General features: G+C 57.9%; 28 protein-coding genes and 1 other RNA gene. 13 read left to right on the plus strand and 16 right to left on the minus strand.

The features are described from left to right. Positions 1-16 precede the first annotated feature (16 nt). The 6 genes from ACVWZG_RS12015 to ACVWZG_RS12040 all read left to right on the plus strand — a co-directional run bounded on the left by ACVWZG_RS12015 (position 17) and on the right by ACVWZG_RS12040 (position 5,867). Positions 17-916 (plus strand): FAD-dependent thymidylate synthase, encoded by a 900-nt coding sequence (locus tag ACVWZG_RS12015; RefSeq protein WP_041436581.1) that lies wholly within the window; start codon positions 17-19, stop codon positions 914-916. A 77-nt stretch (positions 917-993) separates the two neighbouring features. Further along, positions 994-1,335 carry a class I SAM-dependent methyltransferase gene (locus tag ACVWZG_RS12020; protein WP_457406657.1) on the plus strand — a complete coding sequence of 114 codons (342 nt, stop codon included), beginning with the start codon at positions 994-996 and terminating at the stop codon, positions 1,333-1,335. Continuing rightward, positions 1,328-1,732 carry a hypothetical protein gene (locus ACVWZG_RS12025; protein WP_457406654.1) on the plus strand — a complete coding sequence of 135 codons (405 nt, stop codon included), beginning with the start codon at positions 1,328-1,330 and terminating at the stop codon, positions 1,730-1,732. Before ACVWZG_RS12020 ends, ACVWZG_RS12025 begins: the two co-directional genes overlap by 8 nt. A 353-nt stretch (positions 1,733-2,085) precedes the next feature. Continuing rightward, positions 2,086-3,645, plus strand: a complete 1,560-nt coding sequence (locus ACVWZG_RS12030; RefSeq protein ID WP_457406653.1) for a sugar transferase — start codon at positions 2,086-2,088, stop codon at positions 3,643-3,645. Positions 3,646-3,655: 10 nt separating this feature from the next. After that, on the plus strand, positions 3,656-4,420 hold the full coding sequence (purC, locus tag ACVWZG_RS12035; RefSeq protein WP_457406652.1) for a phosphoribosylaminoimidazolesuccinocarboxamide synthase: 765 nt from the start codon (positions 3,656-3,658) through the stop codon (positions 4,418-4,420). A gap of 31 nt (positions 4,421-4,451) precedes the next feature. After that, positions 4,452-5,867: a DUF2157 domain-containing protein gene (locus ACVWZG_RS12040; protein ID WP_457406651.1), complete on the plus strand. Its 1,416-nt coding sequence runs from the start codon at positions 4,452-4,454 to the stop codon at positions 5,865-5,867. A gap of 251 nt (positions 5,868-6,118) precedes the next feature. On the opposite strand, the gene hemC is transcribed toward ACVWZG_RS12040, so the two are convergent. Then, on the minus strand, positions 6,119-7,105 hold the full coding sequence (hemC, locus tag ACVWZG_RS12045) for a hydroxymethylbilane synthase (protein ID WP_457406648.1): 987 nt from the start codon (positions 7,103-7,105) through the stop codon (positions 6,119-6,121). Between the two features lie 278 nt (positions 7,106-7,383). On the opposite strand from hemC, the gene ACVWZG_RS12050 reads away from it, so the two are divergent. The 4 genes from ACVWZG_RS12050 (at position 7,384) to serS (ending at position 11,911) form a co-directional block, all read left to right on the plus strand. After that, positions 7,384-7,845 (plus strand): YlqD family protein, encoded by a 462-nt coding sequence (locus tag ACVWZG_RS12050; RefSeq protein ID WP_457406645.1) that lies wholly within the window; start codon positions 7,384-7,386, stop codon positions 7,843-7,845. Between the two features lie 187 nt (positions 7,846-8,032). Next, positions 8,033-9,514 carry a glycosyltransferase gene (locus ACVWZG_RS12055; RefSeq protein ID WP_457406642.1) on the plus strand — a complete coding sequence of 494 codons (1,482 nt, stop codon included), beginning with the start codon at positions 8,033-8,035 and terminating at the stop codon, positions 9,512-9,514. 63 nt (positions 9,515-9,577) lie between these two features. Beyond that, a complete protein-coding gene (gene ilvC, locus ACVWZG_RS12060; RefSeq protein WP_457406639.1) occupies positions 9,578-10,570 on the plus strand; it encodes a ketol-acid reductoisomerase in 993 nt (330 codons plus the stop codon). 33 nt (positions 10,571-10,603) lie between these two features. After that, positions 10,604-11,911 carry a serine--tRNA ligase gene (gene serS / locus ACVWZG_RS12065; RefSeq protein WP_457406636.1) on the plus strand — a complete coding sequence of 436 codons (1,308 nt, stop codon included), beginning with the start codon at positions 10,604-10,606 and terminating at the stop codon, positions 11,909-11,911. 302 nt (positions 11,912-12,213) lie between these two features. Here serS and ACVWZG_RS12070 read toward each other — a convergent pair whose 3' ends face one another. The 12 genes from ACVWZG_RS12070 to ACVWZG_RS12125 all read right to left on the minus strand — a co-directional run bounded on the left by ACVWZG_RS12070 (position 12,214) and on the right by ACVWZG_RS12125 (position 20,287). After that, the gene (locus tag ACVWZG_RS12070; RefSeq protein ID WP_414343637.1) at positions 12,214-12,618 is read right to left on the minus strand and encodes a hypothetical protein; all 405 of its coding nucleotides are present in this window, start codon (positions 12,616-12,618) and stop codon (positions 12,214-12,216) included. Positions 12,619-12,680: 62 nt separating this feature from the next. Continuing rightward, positions 12,681-12,778: signal recognition particle sRNA small type (ffs, locus tag ACVWZG_RS12075), an RNA gene on the minus strand. Between the two features lie 72 nt (positions 12,779-12,850). Beyond that, positions 12,851-13,567: a carbon dioxide-concentrating mechanism protein CcmK gene (locus ACVWZG_RS12080; protein WP_457406633.1), complete on the minus strand. Its 717-nt coding sequence runs from the start codon at positions 13,565-13,567 to the stop codon at positions 12,851-12,853. 32 nt (positions 13,568-13,599) lie between these two features. Beyond that, entirely contained in the window at positions 13,600-14,283 is a 684-nt protein-coding gene (locus tag ACVWZG_RS12085) for a hypothetical protein (protein WP_457406630.1), read from the minus strand. A gap of 66 nt (positions 14,284-14,349) precedes the next feature. Beyond that, a complete protein-coding gene (locus ACVWZG_RS12090) occupies positions 14,350-16,311 on the minus strand; it encodes a ribulose bisphosphate carboxylase small subunit (protein ID WP_457406628.1) in 1,962 nt (653 codons plus the stop codon). A gap of 71 nt (positions 16,312-16,382) precedes the next feature. Further along, complete coding sequence (locus ACVWZG_RS12095; RefSeq protein ID WP_011433394.1) at positions 16,383-16,682, minus strand: EutN/CcmL family microcompartment protein; 300 nt, start codon at positions 16,680-16,682, stop codon at positions 16,383-16,385. Next, positions 16,682-17,023: a carbon dioxide-concentrating mechanism protein CcmK gene (locus ACVWZG_RS12100; RefSeq protein WP_011433395.1), complete on the minus strand. Its 342-nt coding sequence runs from the start codon at positions 17,021-17,023 to the stop codon at positions 16,682-16,684. The genes ACVWZG_RS12095 and ACVWZG_RS12100 overlap by 1 nt, the downstream gene beginning before the upstream one ends. A gap of 71 nt (positions 17,024-17,094) precedes the next feature. Next, the gene (locus tag ACVWZG_RS12105) at positions 17,095-17,403 is read right to left on the minus strand and encodes a carbon dioxide-concentrating mechanism protein CcmK (protein WP_011430450.1); all 309 of its coding nucleotides are present in this window, start codon (positions 17,401-17,403) and stop codon (positions 17,095-17,097) included. A gap of 513 nt (positions 17,404-17,916) precedes the next feature. Next, a complete protein-coding gene (locus ACVWZG_RS12110; RefSeq protein ID WP_414329211.1) occupies positions 17,917-18,642 on the minus strand; it encodes an energy-coupling factor ABC transporter ATP-binding protein in 726 nt (241 codons plus the stop codon). A gap of 7 nt (positions 18,643-18,649) precedes the next feature. Then, positions 18,650-19,477, minus strand: coding sequence for a cell division protein FtsQ/DivIB (locus tag ACVWZG_RS12115; RefSeq protein WP_457406625.1), 828 nt, complete (start codon positions 19,475-19,477; stop codon positions 18,650-18,652). 57 nt (positions 19,478-19,534) lie between these two features. Continuing rightward, positions 19,535-19,753, minus strand: coding sequence for an NAD(P)H-quinone oxidoreductase subunit O (ndhO, locus tag ACVWZG_RS12120; RefSeq protein ID WP_011433398.1), 219 nt, complete (start codon positions 19,751-19,753; stop codon positions 19,535-19,537). A gap of 129 nt (positions 19,754-19,882) precedes the next feature. After that, positions 19,883-20,287, minus strand: coding sequence for a hypothetical protein (locus ACVWZG_RS12125; protein ID WP_457406622.1), 405 nt, complete (start codon positions 20,285-20,287; stop codon positions 19,883-19,885). 1,276 nt (positions 20,288-21,563) lie between these two features. On the opposite strand from ACVWZG_RS12125, the gene petE reads away from it, so the two are divergent. Then, positions 21,564-21,974, plus strand: a complete 411-nt coding sequence (petE, locus tag ACVWZG_RS12130) for a plastocyanin (RefSeq protein WP_011433401.1) — start codon at positions 21,564-21,566, stop codon at positions 21,972-21,974. Between the two features lie 184 nt (positions 21,975-22,158). Then, positions 22,159-22,389 (plus strand): hypothetical protein, encoded by a 231-nt coding sequence (locus tag ACVWZG_RS12135; RefSeq protein ID WP_011433402.1) that lies wholly within the window; start codon positions 22,159-22,161, stop codon positions 22,387-22,389. Between the two features lie 36 nt (positions 22,390-22,425). Here the strand turns inward: ACVWZG_RS12135 and ACVWZG_RS12140 are convergent, their stop codons facing one another. Further along, the gene (locus ACVWZG_RS12140) at positions 22,426-22,638 is read right to left on the minus strand and encodes a DUF2997 domain-containing protein (RefSeq protein WP_011433403.1); all 213 of its coding nucleotides are present in this window, start codon (positions 22,636-22,638) and stop codon (positions 22,426-22,428) included. An 88-nt stretch (positions 22,639-22,726) separates the two neighbouring features. Between ACVWZG_RS12140 and ACVWZG_RS12145 the strand changes: the two genes are divergently transcribed. Continuing rightward, positions 22,727-23,776, plus strand: a complete 1,050-nt coding sequence (locus tag ACVWZG_RS12145; RefSeq protein WP_457406619.1) for a potassium channel family protein — start codon at positions 22,727-22,729, stop codon at positions 23,774-23,776. A gap of 23 nt (positions 23,777-23,799) precedes the next feature. Here ACVWZG_RS12145 and ACVWZG_RS12150 read toward each other — a convergent pair whose 3' ends face one another. After that, a complete protein-coding gene (locus tag ACVWZG_RS12150) occupies positions 23,800-24,468 on the minus strand; it encodes a PHP domain-containing protein (RefSeq protein WP_457406617.1) in 669 nt (222 codons plus the stop codon). Between the two features lie 90 nt (positions 24,469-24,558). Further along, a partial coding sequence (locus ACVWZG_RS12155; RefSeq protein WP_457415399.1) for a zinc ribbon domain-containing protein occupies positions 24,559-24,879 on the minus strand: 321 nt, incomplete at its 5' end.

Raw genomic sequence — 24,879 nt, forward strand, 5'->3', positions numbered from 1 at the left:
TGCGAAGCACTAGGGGATGCAGCCTGTGGATGCTTTGTTTCAAGTTGTGGTGCTGAATCAAACCCCAGATCCAGAACGGGTCATCTACCAGGCAATGCACCAGGATTACAGCCCTGATTTTGTCACCTCAGAAAGCCGGATCCCGGAAAAGTATGGAGAGGCGGTGGTGCGGCATTTGCTGGAGGGCAACCGTGGCCACTATGGGCCTCTAGAGCATCCTCAGATCACCTTTGGGGTGGGCTATTTTCCCCACGCCGTCATGCAACAGGCCCGTACTCATCGGGTGGGAATTTCTTTTGATGTTCAATCCTTCCGATATACAGGCCAGCAAATTGCCGATTTGGGCAAAAAGCTCTTGTTCGCGTCAGCGGTGCGGAGCACAACCGAGACTGCTGCTCCTGTTGGCGAGACCGGCTACGGTTGCGTCAGCGATCGCGTCAGCGGGCCGGAGGCCTATCGCGACAGCGGTGCGGAGCACATTGCGGAGCACAGTGGCGGGACGGAGTCCTCCTTGTCTTTGCAAGAGCTGGAAACTTTGTTTTACGTTCCTGCCAGCGTCAAGGAGGGCAAAGCCAAAACCCGCCAAGGCTGCAAGCCCATCTCCCCCGCAGCTTTGGATATCATTCTTGCGCAATATCGCAGCCAGGCCATTGCTTATTATCGCCTGGTAGAAGAGTGCGGATTGCCCTATGAAGATGCTCGCAACATCATTGGCTACGGGATCCGACAACACTTCGTGGTCTCTTTCAATTGCCGTAGTCTAATGCATTTTTTGGATTTACGAGCCAAAGAAGATGCTCAACGAGAAATTCAACATCTGTGTGAACTGATTTGGCCCCACTTTGAAGCGTGGTGTCCCCACGTGGCGGCCTGGTATCGCAAGCATCGCTGGGGAAAGGCTCGATTATCCCCCTAAACTTAGTTTAGATAGATATGCTCTGCTAATCCCTTCTGCGGCTAATCCTGTTTTTGATCTTTTGTTGGGTTACGGGTATGGATCCCGAAGCTTATGAGCAAATGGCAGGCTTGGAAGATCGGCATTGGTGGTTTTTGGGTCGCCGTCACATTCTGAGTCGGGTTATTGGATCCCTGTCGCTTCCCCCCTCTGCTTATATTTTGGAAGCTGGCTGTGGTAGCGGCGGCAACCTGGAGATGTTGTCCAGATTTGGCAAAGTTTGGGCTATGGAAAAGAGTGAAATTGCACTGCCGCTGGCCCAAGCTCGCGGTATTGGGATCGTGGCAGAGGGGGAGTTGCCAAACCGGATCCCCTTTGGTTCTCAACGATTTGATTTGATTGCTTTGCTGGATGTGCTGGAGCATCTGGAGAATGACTAAAGAAGCTCTCCTAGCCCTCAGTCAAAGGTTAACCCCATCTGGCTACTTAGTTGTAACTGTTCCGGCTTATCCGTGGCTGTGGAGTTTACATGATGAGCTTAATCATCACAAGAGACGATATACCCGCGGGCAACTTTTGTCGTTGCTTAAAAGCTCAGGTCTAGAAGTTTATACCCTTGTTTTCTTCAACAGTTTTCTTTTCCCAATCATTTCAGGGATCCGCATAATGCAGAAAGTGCTTCGCCTGAGGGAAAGCCAAGATCTGAAAATGCCGCCGCTTTGGCTCAATCGACTGCTGACGGGTATTTTTGCTGCAGAAGCCTATCTGATACCTAAGTTTTCTCTGCCCTTTGGTGTATCTCTGCTGGCAGTAGCCGGCCCGGCAACGAAATCGTAGTATCCTGTCATCATTGCTGTTCTCAGACTGCACTTTGATCATTGCTTAAACTCTCATGTTTCGACATCCAATGTCTGCAATTCTGGTAGTTTCTACAACAGCCTTTTCCGACGGTACTTAACCCACTCAACAGGGATTTTTATCTCTTGCATGATGAGGATCCCAATTACTTAAAGAACTTATTTTGTGTCAGCAGCATGAAGTCCTTCGAAGCTGGGAAGGGCCGTCAATAGAATTATCTGGTGAGGGCTACCCATTCAAGTTTTGGTCAACACTGATCTTGTCCAATAGCCTCAGATGCACAATCTTTTCTGTAAGATTGTCAACAGTCTTGATGCCGAAGGAGATAACCCTTGGCCGAACGCGGCTATAAAACTCGTCTGGATCTGCATCGTTTGTGGGTGCCCTTGGCCTGTTTTGGCGATGGCCTTTGTATTTGGTTGGCCTTTGGGGCGGGCTACTGGCTGCGCAGCTTGCGTCCTCATCAGCTCTTGCCTTGGGATGTCTACGCGGCCTTGGGATTGTTGACCGCCCTCAGTTATTGGGGCATTCAGGCGGGCTTAGGCGGATACGGTGAGTCGAAGCGCTTGTCTCGCTTTGAAGAATGGGCCAGTTTGCTGGTGGGGTTGGGATTGACGTTTGGTTTGGTGCTGGCAGGGGCCTTTTTCGTTCGCTCGGTCTCTTTGTCGCGGCTGGTGGTGGGCTACGCCGGCTTGTTGGCTCTGCTGAGTTTGACTTTGGTACGGGTGGGGTTGCGGCTGGGCATGGGCTGGTTGTGCTCTAGGGGCTACGGTCGGCGGCAGGTCATCTGGGTGGGATCCTGGTCGGTGTTGGCGGAAGTGTTGGAGCGATTGCAGCGATCCCCGCAGTTGGGCTTCCAGGTAGTCGCCTGGGCAGGCGTAGAGCAAGGCTCTTTTGAGGAAGATCCCCCATCTCAAAATGGGGATCCCCGGCCAGACTCATATCCAGTACTAAACACCGCCCGCCCTACCTCTGGCGGGGTTGAGTCTGCCGACAGGACTCTGTCCGGCTCATCCCGAGGAACCCTCTCCTGCTTGTGCAGTCAGCTTGAGCCTTCCTGGTCGGCTCTTGAGCGTCTGGATCTGGTCCATTTGATCGCCTATCTGCAAGCCCACCCAGAAGTGCAGGAGGTGTGGTTTGGGCAACCGGAGCTGGCAACTGCTCCTCTGTTGCTCAGTTTGCAAACATTGTCGGTGCAGGTGCGCTTGGTGCCGGATATCTTAAGTTTTTTAACGGTGAACTTCAGCCTGCAGTCTCTCGACGGGATCCCGCTGCTAACTCTGCGTCAGCCCCCTTTGCGCTACGCCCACAACCGGTTCCTCAAGCGAGCTGTAGACATCCTAGGAGCTTCTCTGGGCCTGATCTTGCTTAGCCCTCTGTTTTTGATTATTGCCCTGCTGGTAGCCTGCAGCAGTCCTGGCCCCATTCTGTATTGGCAAGAGCGGGTGAGCTTGGACGGGCGTCGCTTTTGGATTGCCAAGTTCCGCACCATGCGAGTGGATGCTGAGGCAGCCGGCCAGCCGGGCTGGACGCGCCCCGGGGATCCGCGCCGAACCAAGATAGGAGCCTTTTTGCGCCGCACCAACCTGGACGAGCTGCCCCAACTGTGGAACGTCCTGAAAGGGGAAATGAGCCTAGTGGGCCCCCGCCCAGAGCGGCCCTACTTTGTCGAGCAGTTTAGCCAGGAGATCCCCAAGTATCCGGATCGGCATTTGGTAAAAAGTGGCCTGACTGGCTGGGCCCAGATCCACGGCCTACGGGGGGATACCAGCATTGCCCGCCGCACCCAGTATGATCTCTATTACGTGCAAAACTGGTCGCTGTGGCTGGATCTGCGCATCCTGGCCATTACCCTCTGGCAAGGGATCCGCGGACGGCTGGCCGGATACTAGGGGTTAGCGTATGCCATCCTCCCCCCAAGAGCTGCTCTACGAGGGCAAGGCCAAGCGCATCTACCGCACTGCCGATCCCAGGGTTTATCTTTGCCAGTACAAGGACGACGCCACGGCCTTCAACGCCCAAAAGCGGGGCTCTATTGCCGGCAAGGGAGAAGTTAATTGCACTGTCTCTAGCCGGGTGTTTGCCTACCTGGCGCAGCAAGGGATCCCCAACCATTTCTTGGCCCAAACCGGCCCCACCGAGATGCAGGTGCGAGCCTTGCACATCCTGCCTTTGGAAGTGGTGGTGCGCAACCGCACAGCGGGTAGCCTCTGCCGACGGCTGGGCCTGGAGCAGGGCCTTCCCATCGAGCCGCCGCTGGTGGAGTTCTATTACAAAAACGATGCCTTGGGGGATCCCTTGGTGACCCCAGATCACATCCGCCTATTGCAGTTGGCCACGCCGGAGCAGGTGGAGCGCTTGGGATCCCTGGCTTTGGCCATTAACTCTCATCTGCAGGCCTTTTGGCGGCGCTGTCAGCTGGAGCTGGTGGACTTTAAGCTGGAGTTTGGCCTGGACGAGAAGGGAGAGATCCTGCTAGCCGACGAGATTAGCCCCGATACCTGCCGTCTTTGGGATCGGGGGGGATCTGAGCCGCGGGTGCTGGATAAAGATCTCTTTCGCTTTGATCTGGGGGATCCGGTGGCTGGCTATCAAGAGGTGTTGCAGCGGGTGCTTCAGGCTACTCTCCCCTCTCCGTCTGGGAGAGGGGCCGGGGGTGAGGGCTAGAATACTGGCGACATCCCTATGGGATCCCGCCATGACCTCTCCCCGCCCCCCCTACCCCGGCGAGCGTTTCCGCCGCCAACTGGCCGACCTGCTGAACACCTGGGTGGAGCAGGGGTTGATCGAACCTGCCCAACGGGATCGCCTGCGGGAGTATTACCAACTGGAGAGTTTGCAACGCTCAGCTGGCGGGCGATTTGCCCTGGTGCTGCTGCTGTTTGGCGCAGTTCTGGTGGGCCTAGGGGTGATCTCCTTTGTGGCGGCCAACTGGGCTGCCATTCCCCGCTGGGCAAGAGCCTGGGGGTGCTTGGCCCTCATGGTAGGGCTGCAGGTGGCTGGCTTCCAGGTTTGGCAGCAGGGATCCCGACGGCTGGGCAGCGCCCTGCTGATAGCCGGTGAACTGACCCTGGGAGCCTGTATTGGCCTGATGGCGCAGTGGGTTCAGCTTGGCGGATCCGCGGCAGGCCTGTTTTGGGCCTGGGGGATGGGCGGTTTGGCCATGGCCTACGGCTTGCGTCACAGCCCCAGTGGTGTACTGGCCTGCCTTCTGCTGGGCTTGGGGATGGTAGCCGACTTCGTGGATTGGGGGACTGTCAACTTCCTCTATCCTTGGTTGACCCTGGGCCTGCTGGTTCCTCTGGCCTATTGGTGTTGCTCTCGCTGGGTTTTTGCCCTGGCCGTGGTGAACTTTGGCCTGGCGTTGCAAGGGTTAGCCGAGCGTTTGGGCAGCTCTTTCCAAGGTTTAACCCTTTTGCATCTGCTTGGTGTTGCAGTTGTGTGGGGGTTGGGTCTGTGGCACCAACGCCATAAGCCTTGGCTAAGCCGGGTTTTAACTGAAGGAAGGGATCCAGAGCTTCCCGGCGGGCTGGAGCAAGGCTTGGATTTGGCCCCGACAGCCCAGAACTTGGCTCTGCTGGGGCTGGGTGTCCTGCTCTATGTCTGGAGCTTTGTCGGGACGTGGGTCGATCTTTCCGAGGATCCCCTCTGGAACGTTGGGGATCCCTGGGCGAGCTTGTCGGCAGTGGGGTTGCTGCTGCTGACGGGCTGGGGCTGGTGGCAGGGTTGGCAGGAGAAGAGATCCCAGCCCGTTTCGTCTTGGCTGAAGGATGCTGCTGTTCTGATTTCTCTGGTTGCCTTGGCGCTTTTGCTGGGGATCGGCAGCGCTGTGCCTTTGAACGTGACGGCAGGAGCAGCCTTGGTCCTCTTTGCCCCCTGGATAGTGACCTTGCTGTTGCTGGGGCTGTCAGCAGTGCTCTGCTGGGAAGGGCTACAGCAAGGGCAGCGGGGGCGCTTCTGGCAGGGACTGTTGGGGCTAACCCTGGTGGTGCTGACCCGCTTTTTCGAGTACCCAACCGGCCTGTTGGTTAAGTCGGTGGCGTTGGTGGTTTGTGGGATCGGGGTAATCTGGCTGGGGCTGAAATTTGAGCGGCGGATTTTCTCCCGTCTCTAATTCTTGCCCTTCTAGGAAGCCAAGCCCCGCTACATGATCAAGCAAAGGAAAAAGCTGGAATTGAGCTGGAATTCACAAGAATTTACAAAGTTTGCGGTTTTGCAAGCTGAGCTAGAGCTTAGATACTGCTGCTGCGAATGCGAATTTCCCATTTGAGTGCAATTCACGTAGGGGGGACTTCATTGTTCCCCCTTTTCTTCAGCTGACCCTAGCTGAAGTTCTCAAAGCCTACTCAGAAAAAGTAGGAAAGCCTAACGGCGGGCCTGGGCAAAAATGGCTTGCAAAATCTCGTCGGCCCCCTGCTGTTTTAGCTTTTCTGCAAGAGCCATCCCCACTGCCTCGGGATCGGCGGTGGATCCCGTCTGAGTATCGCGGATGAGCCGCCGGCCATCCAGGTCGGCCACCATACCGGTTAGGTGCAGCGCCTCCCCTCGGACTTGGCTGTGAACGCCAATGGGCACCTGACACCCTCCCTCCAAAGCCCGCAGGAAAGCTCGCTCTGCCAAGCAGCGGGCTGTGGCCTCCGCATCGGCCAAGGGTCGGATAAGCTCCAGAATCCGCTCATCTCCCTGCCGACACTCGATTCCCAGGGATCCCTGCCCAACCGCGTACAGAGACACGCTGGGATCCAACACCTCGTGGATCCGGTCGGCTTTGCCCAGGCGCTTCAACCCGGCCACCGCCAAAATCAGGCCGTCGTACTCTCCCCTCTCCAGCTTGGCCAAGCGGGTGTTGAGGTTGCCCCGCACGTCCTTAAAGCGCAAGTGGGGAAAGGCATGGCGCAGTTGGGCCAGCCGCCGCAGCGATGAAGTGCCGATCACCGTCCCCTCTGGCAGGGTGGCCAGTCGGTAATCCCGGAACTTTTCCCCCACCACCAAAGCATCCAGGGGATCCTCCCGCCGCGTGATCGCCCCCAACACCAAGCCCTCCGGCAGGCGGGTGGGTAAGTCTTTAAGGCTGTGTACCGCCAAGTCGCTGCTGCCGTTGAGCAGGCTAACCTCCAATTCCTTGGTAAAGAGACCTTTGTCTCCAATTTTGGCCAGGGCTACATCCAGGATGATGTCTCCCTGCGTGGAGAGGGTGTTGAGCTCCAGAGGTAATCCCGGATGGTGTTCTTGCAACTGACCCATCACCCACTGGGTCTGCACCAAAGCCAACTCGCTTTTTCGAGAGGCAATCCGCACCGGCTCGGTGATCCCAGCAGAGGGTTTGGAGGGGGTCGAAGCCAGTTCACTCATGGCTGCCTCAAAAAAGAACACTGTCTCTCACGCTAGCCGAATCTGTGCCAGGGCAAGGCGGCGGCCTTTAAGATCCTTAACCAAAATTGCAGTTTCCCGAAATCAAGACTTTACCGCAGGGATCCCAGCCGGTAGGATAAGTAGATGGATTCTCCGGCTCGGCGGGGGAGGATCCGGTCTGTCAAGCTCCTCTTCCCCAACCCCAGAGCTTTTGAGGGGAGCTTTCTACAGTGGGCACAAGCCCCTGGTTTGGTTGGTCGTCTGCCTGAATGAGTCTTATGGAAGAAAAAAACGTCAGCAACGGCACTCAATTACTGCTCAAACGCAACATTCCCGTTAAGGTGGTGGTCACACCCCTTTGGAAAAAGGAAATGCAGGAGCAATTAGAGCGGCAGATCGAAGCCACCGATGCTCAGATGCAACAGCTGGAGTTTCAGGGCAAGCGGGCTATTGCCGAACTGGAGAAACAGAGCCCCAACCCCAACAGCCCCCAAGTGCTCCAACAGGTGGAAGCGGTGAAAAGCCGCGTGAACGAGCAGAAAATCCGCCTCTTGGATCAGAAAAACCAATTGTTGCAGCAGATCAACCAACTGAGCACCCTGGAGCTTAACCAAGAAGTGCTGCAGGGCAATGTGGAGAGCTTCTTCCGAGTCCAAAAAGGAGACAACCTGATCCAGAAAATGCAGGTCGAGATCCTTCTGGAAGATGGGGTGATCAAAGAGATTCGCGGTAACCCATAGGCTACTCACCCCCTTGCCGGAGAAGCGGCAGTCGGGATCCCCAATTTTTCTCGCCTGTAGGTTCTCGAGAACTCCGTTTCGCCAACACAATGGGTGACAATAGGTAACAACCTCTTAACAGCCTTTGGGTTAACGCTCGCACAGGCTGGCGAGGTTGGGTAACATTGCCGCCCGGGGGAGGATTCCCATGTCTGAGTTCGTCTGGTCAGAGCCAGAGCCTCTCGAGGATCTTCATCTTCCCGATTGGTTGCTCACCTCGGCCCAGCGCCGCCGTCTCAAGGCTCTGCTGGTTCTGGCCATGGTGTGGGGGTTGGTCAGCCTGATGCATGTGGTGCCGACGGCCCGTTGGATCACCGTTGGTTTGGCCACGTTCATGGTGATCCACATTAGCCGCTTATTTCGCCTGCAACCGGCGACCTCCCTGCCCCCTCTGAGACTTCCTCCTGCCGCTGCGACCCGCCGGGATCCCAGGTCAACAGATAACAGCGATGACCCTAACAACAATGACTCTGTCCTGCCAATGCAACGGGATGGGCAGAGCGGGCTTTCTGAGTTGGGCGGGCTGGCCTTGCCCCGTGTAGCTGTGTTGATCCCAGCCAAGAATGAGAGCGCAGTGCTCCCACGGCTGTTGCACAGCTTGACCCAGCTCCGTTACCCCACCAGCCATCTGGAGCTGTGGGCCATCGACGACAACAGCAGCGATGCCACCCCTGAAGTTCTGCGGGAAGCCCAAAAGCGGATCCCGCATCTGCGGGTTTACCGGCGGCAGCCAGGACGAGGGGGGGGCAAGTCCGGTGCCCTCAACGAGGTACTGCCCCTGACTCAAGGGGAGATCATCCTGGTCTGCGATGCCGATGCTGTGGTGCCCTCGGATTTTCTTGCCCGCACTCTGCCCTTGTTTGTTCAAGTGAGCAGCCTGCGCAGCCGTTTTGGCAGACGGATGGTAGGGGCTGTACAGGTGCGCAAGGCCCTGAGCAACCCCAAGGTCAACTTCTGGACTTTGGGGCAGGTGGCGGAAATGGCCTCCGACGCTTATTTTCAGCAGCAGCGCGTGGCCGTGAGGGGCATTGGCGAGCTACGCGGCAATGGCCAACTGGTGCGGCGAGATGTTTTGGAAAAGTGCGGCGGCTGGAACGAGGCCACCCTCACTGACGACCTGGATCTCACCTTCAAGCTGCACCTGGCGGGCGTAGATATCGCCTTTCTGACGGAGCCGGCCATCGTCGAAGAAGGGGTCACCTCTTGGAAAAGTCTCTGGCACCAGCGCTGCCGCTGGGCGGAAGGGGGCTACCAGCGCTATCTCGACTACTGGCCAGGGATCCTCAGTCGCCGCATGGGGATGGCCAAAACAGTAGATCTCTGGGCCTTCTTTATTTCTCAGTACTTGCTGCCGATGGCCTTGGTTCCCGATACCCTCTGGGTGCTGTTGACGGGCCACTCCTCGGTGCTGCTCCCCTTGAACGCGCTGGTGATGGGCTGCTTGACGGTGGCCTTTTACCGGGGGCTACGCCAGGTGGAGGGCTTGCGCGGACGGCGACTTTGGTGGCACACCGCCCTGGGCTTGGTCTACATGCTCCACTGGCTGCCGGTTATGATCGCCACAACTGCTCGCATGTGTGTACAGCCCAAGCGCCTAAGGTGGGTGAAAACTGTTCATCACGGCGCTTGAGGTCAGCAAGTTGGATCCAATCCTGCTATCCTAGTCAAGCACCTGCTCACGCCCTGCTCGACCATGGCCCGCCTCTACTACGACACCGACGCCAACCTGGAGCCTTTGGCCGATAAAACCGTTGCCATCATCGGCTATGGCAGCCAAGGCCACGCCCACGCCCTCAATTTGCGCGATAGCGGTGTCCAGGTCATCGTTGGCCTTTACCCTGGCAGCCCTTCCTGGCCCAAAGCCGAGCAAGACGGCTTAATGGTCAAAACGGTGGCGGATGCTGCCGCTGCCGCCGATTGGGTAATGGTTTTGCTGCCCGATGAAGTGCAAAAGGCCGTTTTCCAGAGCGAAATCCGTCCCCACCTGCAGCCGGGGAACGTGCTCCTCTTTGCCCACGGCTTCAACATTCACTTCGGGCAGATCCAGCCGCCGGCAAACGTGGATGTCATCATGGTTGCCCCCAAAGGCCCTGGGCACTTGGTGCGGCGCACCTACCAAGCGGGGGAAGGGGTGCCCTGCCTGTTTGCCGTCTATCAAGATGCCTCGGGAATGGCACGGGAGCGGGCCATGGCCTATGCCAAAGCCATCGGTGGCACGCGGGCCGGCATTTTGGAAACCACCTTCCGGGAAGAGACCGAAACCGACCTCTTTGGCGAGCAGGTGGTGCTCTGCGGTGGGCTGACGGCTCTGATCAAAGCGGGGTTTGAAACCTTGGTGGAAGCGGGCTACCAGCCGGAACTGGCCTACTTCGAGTGCCTGCACGAGGTGAAGCTGATCGTGGATCTCATTGTCGAGGGGGGCTTGGAGAAAATGCGCCACAGCATCTCCAACACGGCAGAATACGGCGACTACACCCGTGGCCCCCGCATCATTACGGAGCAAACCCGCGCTGAAATGAAACGGATCCTCGCCGAGATCCAAAGCGGCCAATTTGCCCGTGAGTTTGTCTTGGAAAATCAGGCCGGCAAGCCGGGGTTCACAGCGATGCGGCGGCGCGAGGCCGAACACCCCATCGAACAGGTGGGCAAGGAGCTGCGGGCCATGTTTAGCTGGCTAAAGAAATAGTCGGGTATCTGGAGCTAAGTGTAGGCTGTCTCTGTGCTGGATCTGAAGCTGCTGCGGGATCGCCCTGAACAAGTACGCCAAGCCCTGCAAAATCGCCGGGCCACAGTCCATCTGGACGGGATCCTGCAGTTGGATCGGGAGCGGCGGCAGTTGGAGGCCCGCAAGGGATCCCTGCAGGCCGAAAGCAACAGCCTCGGCAAAAAAGTCGGCGAGATCCTCCGCCAGGGGGCGGATCCCCAGGGCCCCGAAGTGGCGGCCCTACGGCAGCGGGGGGTGGATCTCAAGGCCGAGATCGCCCAACTGGAGCAGCGGGAACGAGAGCTGGAAGAGGAGATTCGCGCTCGGCTGCTCACCCTGCCCAATTTGCCCCTGCCCAGCGTGCCGGTTGGCCGAGATGAGACCGACAATGTAGAGGTGCGCCGCTGGGGTGAGGAGCTAAAGCCGGCCCATCCTGTCCTTCCCCATGACGAGATTGCCGAAAAACTGGGGTTGCTGGAGATTGGCCGTGCGGTCAAAGTGGCCCAAAGCCGCTTTGTGGCTATGGTAGGGGCGGGCGCGGCCCTGGAACGGGCTTTGATTGCCATGATGCTGGAGCGCCACGTTGCAGCCGGCTACACCGAGGTGATCCCGCCCTTTTTGGTCAACAGCGCTGCTTTACAGGGGACGGGGCAATTGCCCAAGTTCGCCGAAGATAGTTTTCGCTGTGCTGATGACGACCTGTGGCTGATCCCGACCGCGGAAGTTCCCCTCACCAACCTGTACCGGGATGAGGTGATCCCTGCGGAGTCCCTCCCTCTTTACTTCTGTGCTTACACCCCTTGTTTTCGCCGCGAGGCGGGCAGCTATGGCCGCGACACCAAGGGGCTGATCCGATTGCACCAATTTCAAAAAGTGGAGCTGGTTAAGGTCACTCGCCCAGATCAATCGGAAGCCGAACACGAGAAGCTGGTGCAGGATGCCGAGGCCATTTTACAGATGCTGGAGCTGCCCTACCGGGTGGTGGAGCTGTGTAGCGGCGATTTGGGCTTTGCGGCAGCCCGCTGCTTTGACTTGGAGGTGTGGTTCCCCTCCCAAAATCAATACCGCGAGATCTCCAGTTGCTCCAACTGCTGGGACTTTCAGGCCCGCCGTGCTAACCTGCGCTACAAAGAAGCCGGCCAGAAAGGCACCCAGTTTGTCCACACCCTGAACGGATCTGGCTTGGCGGTGGGGCGCTCTCTGGCTGCCCTGCTGGAAAATCACCAACAGCCGGATGGCTCGATTCGCATTCCCAAGGCGCTGCGTCCCTTTCTCAGCTCCCGGTTTCTCTCGGAAGACGGGATCCTCATTCCTGCTGCCTGAGCTCAAACTCAACCCAGTTTGATTGAGACTCGATTGAGACGCTCCTGCCCACCCGGCAGACGCCCTTATCTTTTCTGCAGTTTGGAAATGAATCAGCTTGACCTGCTCCTCGCTCTACAAGGATGAGGATCCCTAACACTTCACAGAGACGATCCACCTGACGGTAGCCTCAATCTTTAGGGTCATTTCAAGTTAGGTTGAGACACTTCCCAAGTGCTCTGCGGTACCGCTTCCGCTATGCAAAAGGGGAGAGGAGCTAGGAAGCAATGCATTCCTACCTTCCTGCCGGGCTGTCCTTCCGCTCAAGATTTGCCCTTGAGGCGATCCAACTCAGCTTGCAATTCGGCGATCTTCTGGCGCAAACGGGCCGCTTCTGAAAGTTCGATGGCCGTGCCTGCCTCGCCCTCGGTATCGCTAATGTCATCAATGGTGATCTTGCGGGGGCCGGCAGTTTGTCTGTCTTCTCCCTTGCGGTTGGCGTTGGCGGCGATGGCATCCATGTAAGCCCGCGCCTCTTCAGCGGTCATCGCCCCCCGCTCCACCAGCTCGTCCACCAAAGCTTGCGCCTGCTTGCGCAACTCCATCAGACGGATACCCGCTTTGCTGGCCACCTTGGCAGCATTATCCGCCGCCACAGCCGCCAAACCCATGCCGAAGTAAAAGGCTTTTTGAGCCCAGTTGGCGAGGGGATTGTCTGTTTCGGACATAGTGTAATGCGCTGCTAGGGCAAGGAGGAGAGAACCCAGCAGAGAGAAGTAGGGCTGCAAAGGGCGACCCGGGTTGACGCGCCTGCTCAGAGCATCCCGTGGTGCTGCTATCTTCCGATCCTGACACGGTTTGGGCGTCGGAGCTGCACGGACCCAGGTCTTCCAGTAGCCTAGCATTTTTCCCCTCTGCCCTGCTCGGCTTTCTTGGGCAACAGATGGGTTTCTCAGGGGGCTAGGGAGTTTCAGGCGGCTCCAGATAAACAGGGATCCGCTCTACGGCTGTATCGCTGCGTTGCACCTCCTGTTCCTGAACTTGAGGAAGGGTTACCGGCAGGGTAACCGGTTGAGCAACAAAACAACTGGCCACGGGCAGCGCTTGCTCCAGTTCGTCCAGAGGGCGGGGGATCACTGCCACCGCGTGCAATTCCCCAATGCGCTCTGCTTCGTACATGCCGGCATCGATGGCAATGGCCACGTTGGCCACTGTACCGCGGATAATGGCCGTACATAGGCCATCCCCAATGGTCTCGTAGGCCGCCAGTTGGACATCCGCGGTTTTGAGCATGACATCGGCAGCTCCCACCATTGCCGGGAAGCCGCGAGTTTCCAGCAGGCCCACGGCCAAGTTACTGAGGCGGCTGTAGCCGCGGTTTTGTGCCAGTTGAGACAGCTTGCTGCTGATCGGCAGTACCACTTCCAAGTTGGGCAGGGGGCGCGGGATCACCAAACTGGAGATCTCCTCTTGCTCGAACTGGCGGGCCAGCTCAATGCCCTCCTCAATGGCAATGCGCACATCGGCAATTCCCCCCCGCACAATGGCTGTGCAATAGCCCCCCGAGGTTTTCTCAAAGCCGATCAGCGTCACGCCTGCCGACTTGGTCATAGCGTCGGCAATGCGCACGATGACCGGAAAGCTGCGCGTCTGAATCAGGCCCAGGGAGGTTGACATCGGCATCCTAACTACTCACGCCAGTTTAGCCATTAGAGCCGGCTATCCCCAGAGGAGAGCACCTGTCGATGGGGATAAATCTTGCTCAAGAGGCGATCCAATTCCGAATGGCCAGGGATCCCGTTGAGGTTGCGCGTTTTGGTCCTTGGGGAACCGGACTTTTCTTGGGTTTGCTCGGCAGCTTCCTGCCAACGGCGGGTTTGCTTTTCAACATTGGCCACCGGAGAACTGGGTGGGGGAGACGGCTCAGGCGACATCTCTGGAGCCATTTCCACTGCCGCCGGCGAGGGCTCTGCCGGGATGGGCTTGCTGCCGCCCGCCTCCTGGAGATCGAAACCATAGGTGGGATCCCCGAGCAGCGAGCCGGGGGGAATGACTGCTTGGCTGAGCACCGAACAATTCAGCACTGTGGTTTCTGAGCCGATGCAGGCGTTTTTGCCGATGGTGCCCTGCCCGATCACCAGCACCCCCATTCCCAAGGTTGCTCCCGCCTCCACGATGAGGGATCCCCCACAGGCGTGCAGAACGGATCCCATGCCGATACACGCGCCGCGCCCGATGTGAATTCGACAGCCGGGGTTGGCCCGCAGCAGCACCCCTGCCCCAATCCCCGCCCCGGCTTCCACCTGTACCTCACCACTGACAAAATAGCGAGTTTCGTCGTTCTGGCCAGGCAAGGCGCGGAGCGTCATGGAGTTGGGCAAAGTAGAGGCCAACAAAGTGCTCCTCATCGCTGGGGGGTTGGGCTTGAACCAACAGAGGTCAAAAAAAGCTGGGATCCCTCAAGGGGTTTGGATGATCTGCTCCAGCACTCGCCGTTTGGCTTTTGGGTCAATACCCAGCAGGCGGACGTATTCGCCGCGATGTTCCTCCAGACAGGCTTCCAGAGCTGCCACCACTTGCGGCACTTGGGTGGCCTCGATGGGGCTACAGCTTTGCCAAGAAGAGGTGCGAAAACGGCGCTTGTCCGCATGTTCGGTGCCGATGCGGTAGCCTTGGCTGAGCAACTGCTGCACCTGAGCCACCACCTCGGCATTGAGGCGGGTGCCAGAAGGGGATCCCTTGGGGGCAGAAGCAGGAGCCGCGGCAGCAGCAGCAGATTTTCCGCTAGGGGTTTGGATGATGCGCTCATAGACCCGCCGTTTGCCTTTGGGATCGATCCCCAGCAGGCGCACATATTCTCCCTGGTGCTCCGCCAGGGCAGCCGTCAGCTTAGCCAACACCTCTGGCCCGCGGGTGGCGCGAATGGCCGGCCCACTCTGCCAGGAAGAGGTTTTGAAGCGGCGCTCGTCGGCATATTCGTAGCCGATGCGATAGCCCTGAGCCAGCAGCCGATGCACCTCCTCCTGCACCTCCAGATCCAGGCCGGCACTGCCCCCTGCCGCAGGAGCCGTATCTGCCACCACGCCGGTTCCTGCAGGACTGCTGCTCACCTGGCCTTGCGGGGTTTGAATGACCTTCTCCAGCACCCGCCGTTTGCCTTTGGGATCGATCCCCAACAGGCGCACATATTCTCCCTGGTGCTCTGCTAGGGCAGCCTGAACAGCGGCCAGGATCTCCTGCGGCTGACCGCTCAAATTGCTCAAGGTCTGCCAAGAAGAGGTGCGGTAGCGGCGGGCATCGGCCACCTCCAGGCCAATGCGATACCCCTGCGCCAACAGCGTTCGGATTTCTTCCTCTAGCCCTGAGCCAGACTGAGGGCCGGATGTGCCAGAACTCGGGGCAGCGGCTGCCGAGACGCGGCTGGGCATCCCAGAAACCAGCGCCGGCCCATCGGGGGTTTGGATGATCTGCTCCAGCACCCGCCGTTTGGCCTTGGGATCGATCCCCAGCAGGCGCACATATTCCCCTTGGTGTTCTGCCAGGATGGCCCCCAATGACTGCACCACCTCCGCCTCGTGGGTGCTGGTGATTGGGCTTTCGCTTTGCCAGGAAGAGGTTTTGAAGCGGCGAGCATCGGCATACTCTAGCCCCACGCGATAGCCTTGGGCCAACAGGGCACGAATTTGCTCCACCACCTCCGGCTTGAGAGGGGATCCGCCGCCGTTCCGGCCATTGCCGCGATGGGAAGAATGAGTCATGGGTGCCGTCTCCGTAGCCGTTGAGTTAGAGGTGCGCTGCAGTTCGTTGCGGATGGGAGCGATACAGACGAGGTTTTCGCTGCACTGGTAGCCCTCTCGCAGGGCTTGGTTGATGCCGATCACGTGTTGGGCAAACTTGGCATCGCTATCCTGGACGTCGGGCAGCCGGTCGGCCTCGGCCTGGGTGGTGATGATGGATCCAGAAGGCACGTACTTGCCTGGGGGGATCTCCACATCCTGGATCAGGCAATGCAACATGATGATGCAGCCATCCCCAACCCGAGCGTTGAACACCGTCGAGCGGAAGCCAATAAAGCAGTCGTTGCCCACGTAGGCCGGCCCGTGGATCAGAGCCATGTGGGCAATGGAAGTGTTTCTGCCAATCCAAACGGAGTAGGGTTGGCCGTCTTCTCCTATCACCCGCCCCTGTTCCAGGCCGTGGATGACCACCCCATCCTGAATGTTGGATCTGGCGCCAATGTGGAAGGGGGATCCCTCGTCAGCGCGAATGGAAGTTCCCGGGGCGATCAGCACCTCCGCTTCCACCCGCACATCCCCAATGAGGTTGGAGAAAGAATGCACGTAGGCTGTGGGATCGATCTTGGGCTCCGCCAGTCGGCGAGACCAGGGCGTTGGCGGTGCAGCATAGGTGTGAGCAGGCATAACCGTGAGCCTCTAGAACGCAGTAGGGCGGACAAGGGCAGCAAGAGAGATGAGAAGGGAAGGGATCCCAGCTAGCGTTGATCGCGCTTGTTGTAGAGAGAGCGACCGCCAACGCTGACCGTATCGATAATCGCCATCACCACCGCATCCAGCGGGCGAGTCTGGTTTCCTTGCGGCTGGCGAGCGGCACTGCCTTGGCTAACCAGCACCCACTCGTCAATGCCGGCCCCCACCGGATCGGCAGCCACAGCGTAATCGGGTTGCGGCTGGCCCTCGAGATCGACGTACTGCACCAACAAAAACTTCACGCCCGTCAAGCTGGGATCCTTTTGAGTGCTGGTGACGGTGCCCCGCACAATGGCAATACGCATCAGGGACGGGTGAAGGGACGGATGGCATTTACCCCTTCGCGGAACTGAGCCACATCCTCGGTGTAGCGAATGGGCAACACGTACTCCAGGTTCTCGTGGGGACGGGCGATAATGTGCCAAGACAACAACTGGCCGCCGTTCACCCGCTTCACCGAGTCAATGCCGGCAGCCACCGAGGCTTGCACCTCCGAGACATCCCCCCGCACGATCACGGTGACCCGACCGCTGCTGATTTTCTCGTAACCCACCAGGGTAACGCGGGCTGCCTTGACCATGGCGTCGGCAGCTTCTACCACTGCCGGGAAGCCCAGGGTTTCGATCATTCCAACTGCAATAGCCATAGGTACTCCTTACGCTGAAAGTGAAAGTGGGGTGCGAACTTTCTGGGGTGCGAACTTTACTGAAGTGGGGACTAGGTGCGGAACTGCTCTACCGCCTCGGTATAGCGGATGGGCAACACAAACTCCAGGTTCTCGTGGGGACGGGCAATGATGTGGTGGGAGAGAATCTCACCCCCGCTCACCCGCTTGGCAGACTCCAAACCGGCAGCCACCGAGGCTTGCACCTCCGAGACATCCCCCCGCACGATCACGGTGACCCGACCGCTGCCGATTTTCTCGTAACCCACCAGGGTAACGCGGGCTGCCTTGACCATGGCGTCGGCAGCTTCTACCACTGCCGGGAACCCGCGGGTTTCGATCATTCCAACTGCAATAGGCATATCAACTCTCCACTTTTGAACACACTCAGTTCCTGAACGTTGTCGAACCCAGCAACAAGGCAAAGTGATCTCGCTTATTGGGTTCGCTCATGCAATCTCCTTTCGATTTCATCAGAGAGATCCTCTGCCCAAATCTCGATTGACAGCTTTTCCCGGCGACACCTACCCCAGCCACCAGAGACCCCCCTCTGAGGGGAGAAGGCTCTGCCCAGCCGCAGACCTCAGACTGAAGTCGGAAAAGGTTGTAGGAGCCATCAGGGTTAAGCGCAACTGTCACTCAGGCGGGCAAAGCTGCCAACTCTGAGCTAAGTCCACATCTTTCTTGTACAAAATCGATCATACAAAATTGACTAGGACAGCTCAGAGAAGGGATCCCCGACTTAACAAAATGATATCCCTATTTAATCCTGGACGAAAATCAATATTTTTAATTAGCACGATAGCTTTTTATTAAGAGAGGCAAAAATGTTGTCAGCTTAAAAATAATTCTTGATATCTTTTCAACTTTTGTCGTTATCGGCGCAGCGAGGGGGGCACTTCCAGGCCGTGGGCTTCCATGAGGTCGGCTCGGCCCATCAGGTGGGCCGGGGATCCCTGGGCCCAGATCCGCCCTTGATCCAACAGGATGACCTGATCGCACACCTCCAGGATCAGCTCCAGATCGTGGGAAGCCAGCAGAAAAGTGTGGGCGGCCTGTTGCAAAAAAACTATCAACCGGCGCCGGGCTCGCAAATCGAGGTTGGCCGTCGGCTCATCGTAGAGCACCAACTGGGGTTTCATCGCCAGGATCCCGGCAATGGCAACCATGCGCTTTTCCCCACCGGAGAGGTGATGGGGGGGACGATCGGCCAAATGGAGGGTGCCGGTCATCTGCAGGGCGGCCTGAACGGCAGCCGCAATCTCCGCCTCAGGACGGGCCAAATTGCGCAGTCCGAAGGCCACATCTTCGGCCACCGATGGGGCAAACAGTTGGTCGTTGGGATCCTGAAACACCAACCCCACCTCAGGGCGAAACTGGCCGGGCCGCAGCGGCTGGCCAAACAAACTCACCTGGCCAGAGCAGGGGGGCAACAGGCCGCAGAGGGTGAGGAACAGGGTAGTTTTACCCGCGCCATTGGGGCCGATCACCCCCAGATGTTGCCCAACCTCGACCCGTAGATCCAGCCCTTGCAGCACCGGCGGATGACCGGGATAAGCTGTCCACAATTGGTTCACCTCCACCGCCGGCACCGGGTTCATAGCAAAGCTAGGGCATTCGCAGGTCTTTCCAGCGCTCCTGGGTGGCCGTGGGGGTAAGTTGCAAGGTGGGCACACTGGGGCTGGTGAGGTCAATCTGGACGATGTCGTCGGGCGTACACTCGCAGTAGCGGCGCAGATCCCGCATTTGGTTGAGGGTCTGAATTTGCAAGGGCAAGCGGTCGGAAATCGGCCCCAGGTAGACGTTGCCCAGCTCAGTATGCAGGGTGATCCCCGCTCCAGATTGCCAATCCACTGCCCTGATCTGAATTTCAGACTGCTGTAAAGCCCTGAGCAACAGCGCCCATTGCTCTGGGGTGTGGTTCTCCCAGCCCAGCAGCTCCAGCTCAGGCCAAGACTTGGGGGAACGGTAGGGATCGGGAGACAGCCAGTTGCCCTGGACATCCACCCAGCCCAGTTGGTTGCCCCATCGCGCGCGCGCCACAGGTTGCCGTTCCCGCACCTGGACGATGACACCCACCGGCAGCAGCCGCCGCTGCACCTGGACGCTTTCGATGGGAGAGGGGCGGGTCGGGGATCCCAGCAAAGCCCTTTCCAAAACAGCCGGTTGCACCTGCCAAATGTTGAGGGGATACTGCAGGGGCAATTGTGCCCGTATCCAGGCGGGATCGACCCAGTGGGCACCCTTTACCTGAATCTGTTCTGGCTGACGAATTTGCCAGTGGGGCTGCCGTAGGCCCAGCACCAGCAGCGCCAAGAGGGTCATCGAACCGGTCAGGCGCCAGGATCCCTGCCAGAATCGGCTGCGCCGTTGCCGACGCAAAAGCTGCCTACGCTGCAGGATTTGTTCACGGTTGGGAGCAGCCAGGAGTGCCATGGATCCCCCTTCACCCCATCACGGGGTATGCAGATGGGGAACATTCCGTGCTTCTACTCAACCCGCCATCTCCTGAACCTGATCCGCCCGCAGCCAAACCGTAGGGGTGGGAACAGCCCCAAACTTAATCTGCAGGTAGTCACCTTTGATATCCACGACTTCTCCGGGGGTCTCGAAAACGTAGTTGGGAATAAAAGGATCGCTTGCCTGCGCTTCTAAGCTACCCTCCAGTTTCTCGCGGATAGCCCGCACCAAGGTGCCTCGCTTAATCGCCATTGCTCCTCCTCAGTTCAGTCGCAGATTAGCCGGTTCGATAGCAGTTGTATCACGCCTGTCGCTGCTGCGAAGAGGAAAGCTGGGATCCAGCCCCTGGTTGGCTCTGACAGGGATCAACCTGAGTTTGGCTTATTTGCGTTTTAGGCTGCGGGCCATATTGCGGAAGGTATCCATGTCCGATCCCCCCTGACGGCGTGGGCTTGCTCCGCTGCTGCTTGAAGCGGAGGATCCCTGCTCAGCAGCAGTTTCAGGAGTTTTGGCTTGCTCTGTGGACAACTTAACTTTGCTGAGGGAAGAGACCTGCTCCACCACCTCCACCTTCTCGTTGCTGCCGAAATCCTGGAAGGTGTGCTTCACGATCCTGGGGGTGCGCATATACTCGATGTTGCCAAGGGTTTTGGCTTCATCTGGGTCGAGAAAAAAAGTATTGTCGTTTTTCGCTTTCTTTGGGGTTGGCTTAGCAACAGTTTCCGGTGAGGACGTGGCCGCAGCTTTGCCGCGCGAGCCGAACAAGCGCTTGAAGATGCCTACCATGGTCGTTTTGCCTGCAATGGGAAGGAAGTTGAGCCGGATCCCTAGGCACTGATATTGGCCACCCGCCCTTGGCAAGGTGAGGGCCAGGCCCGGTCATGAAATAATGTTAAGCCAACTTAGAGCACCCTGCCCTCCGGGGCAGAAGGGTTTCTGGATCCCGCACCTCAGAGGGAGAGAGTTTCAACCTCTGGCAAAGGGTTTGGCCGATGGCAATGTAACTCATCCCCAAAGCATCTCAGGATCAGGAAGTTCAGGGATCCCTGTAGCCGACTGCCATACAACCTTCTGGCCGAGAAATTGGCTTACGCTCGCTCCTCTCTTCTAGAGAGCCAGAGGAGTTTCCTCATACGCTAGATGCGTTGTCTTAGCTAGCAGTGGCTATATGGCTATACAGTGAAGTAAGAAGTCCAAAAACTCACTCCAGGCTCAGATAAGTAAAAACTGCAGTATGAAGCTGTGCCTCCAGATCGGCCTGGTAAGAAAACCTTACTGCTGCACTTTTGAGGTGTAGTGCACTTCAACCCTGAGAGGAGCGCCCAGGTTCAAGGCAGTGCCAATACACCGGGCCAAGATTTGAATGTTAAGCCGCTGATCCGTCGATTCTAAACTTGTTGCAAGCCGACTCTTGCTTGGACCAACTACGAGTGAACGCTGTACGCTCATCTTAACAGACTCCCTATTTTGGTGAGGGCTGAACAACCAACTGACTTTCAGGTGATGTTATTGAGGAATCTCAAAGGAATACCGACCAGCAGCATCCAAGAACCTGCTCTTTGAGATTAGGATGATTTGCCCTTCTTGTGCATCGACAACCCTACGGATTTGTTAGGCAAGACACTCTTGGACTTTAAGGGATCCCACGGAAAAAGAATCTCTACTTTGCGAAACTTTGCGAAGCACTTTTGGGTAGAGATGAGGACGACCCGGAAAACTGGCTCTCGGTTCCCTGCGCACGCTCACCAACCGCCAAAACATCCTGCCCCAACTGGCCGGGGATCCAGCCGCATCGGATTGCCTGGCAACAGGGTTGCCGTAGGTTTCTGGAAGAGCTGTGCTGTTTGGCGGGTTCGGTCTGCCGCGGCTCCCTGTAAAGAATGGATGTTGCCGCTCCATGGGTGGGCATGCTCTATTTTGGGATGAGCCCCCTTATAATGAACATTAGGAATTCAAGTGTCCCTGCTGTCCCTCCGCCTGGCTGGGTTCTCTTCACTGCATACAAGGGAACAACCGAGCCGCAAAGTCTGGGATAACTGCTGTTGCGTTTTGAGAGGAATCCATGTCTCTAGTTTTTAACCTGGTGAAGCGTTTGCAGCTCATCCTGCTCAGCCTTGTGGTTGGGGGATTGGCTGTGGCGTTCTTGTCCAACCCTGCTGCTGCCGAGACCTACATCGTCAAAATGGGATCTGACAAGGCCCAGTTGGTCTACGATCCGCCTTCTCTCACCATCAACCAAGGGGATACCGTTCAGTGGGTGAACAACAAGGTCTACCCCCACAATGTTGTCTTCGACAAGGTGCCCGGTGGAGATGCGGCTCTGGCCGCCAAGCTCTCCCACAAGGCACTGCTCACTGCTCCTAAGCAGGTGGTGGAGTCGGCTTTTGTTGATGTTCCTCCAGGTGAGTACACCTACTACTGCACGCCCCACCGTGGGGCCGGAATGGTCGGCAAGATCATCGTGAACGGCTAAATCCACACCCTAGGTGCTGAACTTCTAGGGATCCCACTTTTGGTTTTGCCTTGCTGGACAGGGATCCCTGCCTTTAGCATAAAAGTTAGCCCTCTCAGGAGTGGGAGGGCTTTTTGGCGAATGAATACGCATCTAACCGGCTTGCCTTCGAGCCGCACAAGTTTAGTCCACAAACGGGTTCTCTATGACCACCAGCGTTAAAGGTTACCTGCTCTTGGCCGTTTCCTGCCTCAGCGCCATTGCTGCTGTTGGCTCAATTTTCGAGCTGGCTTCTGGCGAGCCGGATTTTGGCGTCGGCCCCACCAGTATCATCTTGGTTGTCGCTGCTCCATTGGCTGTTTGGCTGTTTCAGGCTGCGGTTGGAGCGGCACGGGCCGGCAATACGGCCGGAAAGGGGAGCAAAAAGAAAAAGTGAGAAGATGGTGAGAACCCTAGGCAAATGGATATGGAGTCAGCGGGTTTGCTTCAAAGAGACTTCTGACTCCCTCTCGATTTCAGTCAGTTGGTGAAACTCCGGCAAGAGCTCCCGTTTCTGCACAGTTCCGAGAGCCGATTCCAAGCCGGCGGTAGCTAGGGTACAACTGGAGCCAGAACCATTCAGTACGGTCTCGGTGACCTGTCCGTTTTTGTCGATCCGATATTCCACTTTGATGTATTCAGGCATCCGCACTCCACTTGTTACCGAACAACAACGGGTTCTTCCCCATTCTAGTTCTTGCTTCCTTTTCCTGGGCTAGATCTGGCTGGGCTCTATGGCTTCTGCTCGTCCCCTCTTCCAGGCTGCCAAAAGGGATCCCGGAATCCGGCGAGACCTCGGCTTGGGCGTGGGGGCATTGGTGTGTGTGGTGCTGATCGGTACCCTTTGGTACCACGGGGTGGAGCAGTGGCCGTGGGTGGAGGCTTTTTACATGACCATCATCACCCTGACCACTGTTGGCTTTATGGAGGTGGAGCCGCTGGGGGAGCGGGGGCGTTTGTTTACGGTGGCCTTGATCCTGATGGGGGTCTTGAGCATTGGGTTCATGGTGAATCGCTTTACAGAGGCCCTCATCCAGGGACATTTTCAGGAAGGGATCCGGCAACGGAAATGGAAGAAACAGATGGAAGCGCTGAACAACCACTACATCATTTGCGGTTTCGGGCGCATTGGCCGGCAGGTGGCCCAAGAGTTTCGAGCAGAAGGGGTGCCATTTTTGGTGATCGATCAGTCTGCTGAGGCGATTCAGGTGGCTCAAGAGCTGGGATATGTGGCTCTCCAGGGGGATAGTACTCTAGATGCCACTTTGCTCGAAGCGCGGGTGCAACAGGCGGAGGGGCTGATTGCCGCCCTGTCTTCCGATGCCGAGAACCTCTACGTGGTCTTGTCGGCCCGCACCTTGAACCCCCGCATTCGCACCATTGCCCGCGCCAATACGGAGGAGGCTTTGCAAAAACTGCAGCGGGCGGGCGTTGCCCATGCCATTTCTCCTTACATCACGGGCGGAAAACGCATGGCGGCGGCTGCCCTGCGTCCTCGGGTTGTGGACTTTGTGGATGGCATCCTTGCCGGTCGGGATCGCACTTTCTACCTGGAGGAGTACGAGCTGGCAGCCCAAGAATGTCCTTATGTCGGGCAAACCCTACGGAAAGCCGATTTGCGAAACCGATCCGGAGCTTTAGTGGTGGCAATCCGGCGGGCCGATGGCCAGTTGATCGGTGGCCCCAGCGGAGAAACCCTGTTGCAGCCGGGGGATCTGCTGCTGTGTATGGGCACTGCAGAGCAGTTGCGCCGGCTTGGTCAGCTGCTCTATCCACGCCCGTAGCAGCTTGTTCTGGGTAGCCTGGCTCAAATCCGCCTCAGGATACTGGGGCCATGAGAGTCGGTGCCACAGGTTTTCAAAAGTCCGTAGGTCTCGGCCAGCTCTTCGGCTTTCTCCGTCACTTCCGGGCTAGGGATCCAAATCTCCGGGTTTTTGTAGGCGTAGTAGACCTCAAGGCCGTCTACTCCCAACTCCGCTGCGGCTGGGACAATTTCCTCTGCAGGCAGGCAATAGCGAAAGGGATGGGCCAACACCGCCAAGCCTCCTGCCGCTTGAATGGCCTGGATCGCGTCGGCGGCGGGCAAGCCGGGAACCTGCTCCCCTTGGGCAAAGGGATCCAGGACACCATCGGTGGGATCGAAGCCGTAGCCCAGAATATGCACTTCACAGCCCAACAGGTTGGCTGTGATCTCGATCCCCGGCCACAGGATGGGGTCGTCGGGACGATCCAGGTGGGCGCGGGCTCGCTCGTAGCCCTTCAGGGTGTGGTGATCGGTGATGGCCAGTCCCTTCAGACCGTGCCGGCGTGCTTGCTCCGCCAGATCCACGGGATCCATCTGCCCATCCGAACAACGAGTGTGTAGGTGAAAGTTGTACTGCAAGGGACAAGAACGAGGGCCAACCCCCTGTAGCACCTGCCGCAACTCCCCAGCAGAAGGCACCACGCAGGGATCCCGTTCCAAGCTGACAACCATAGCCACCCTTGGGTTCTGAAGTTTTATTAAGCATGTCCCCCCATTGTAGCCAGGGGCAAGGGTCAGTGCTATGGGTCAAAGACTAGTAAACTACCCGACCCTGACTGCTTCGCAGTACAGGGCGGGCTTTCGGTAGCCCTGCAGTTGGCAAGCCAACCACGAACCTCTAGGCTGGTTTACAGCAGCCCCCAAAAGCGCAATCACATTCGCACCATTCAAATCCGCATCCCCTTCCCATCCACAGTGTCCACACTTAAACTTCTTTCCACTGCGGTAGGATTGCACAGGGTCGGGATGAATGTGCAAACACCGGTGGCAGGTCTGCGACGTGTAGGCAGGCGGAACAAGAATCAGAGCAACCCCCGCACGCAGAGCCTTGTACTCCAAAAATTGACGGAGTTGATAAAACGC

The organism is Thermostichus sp. OS-CIW-33 (assembly GCF_054059615.1).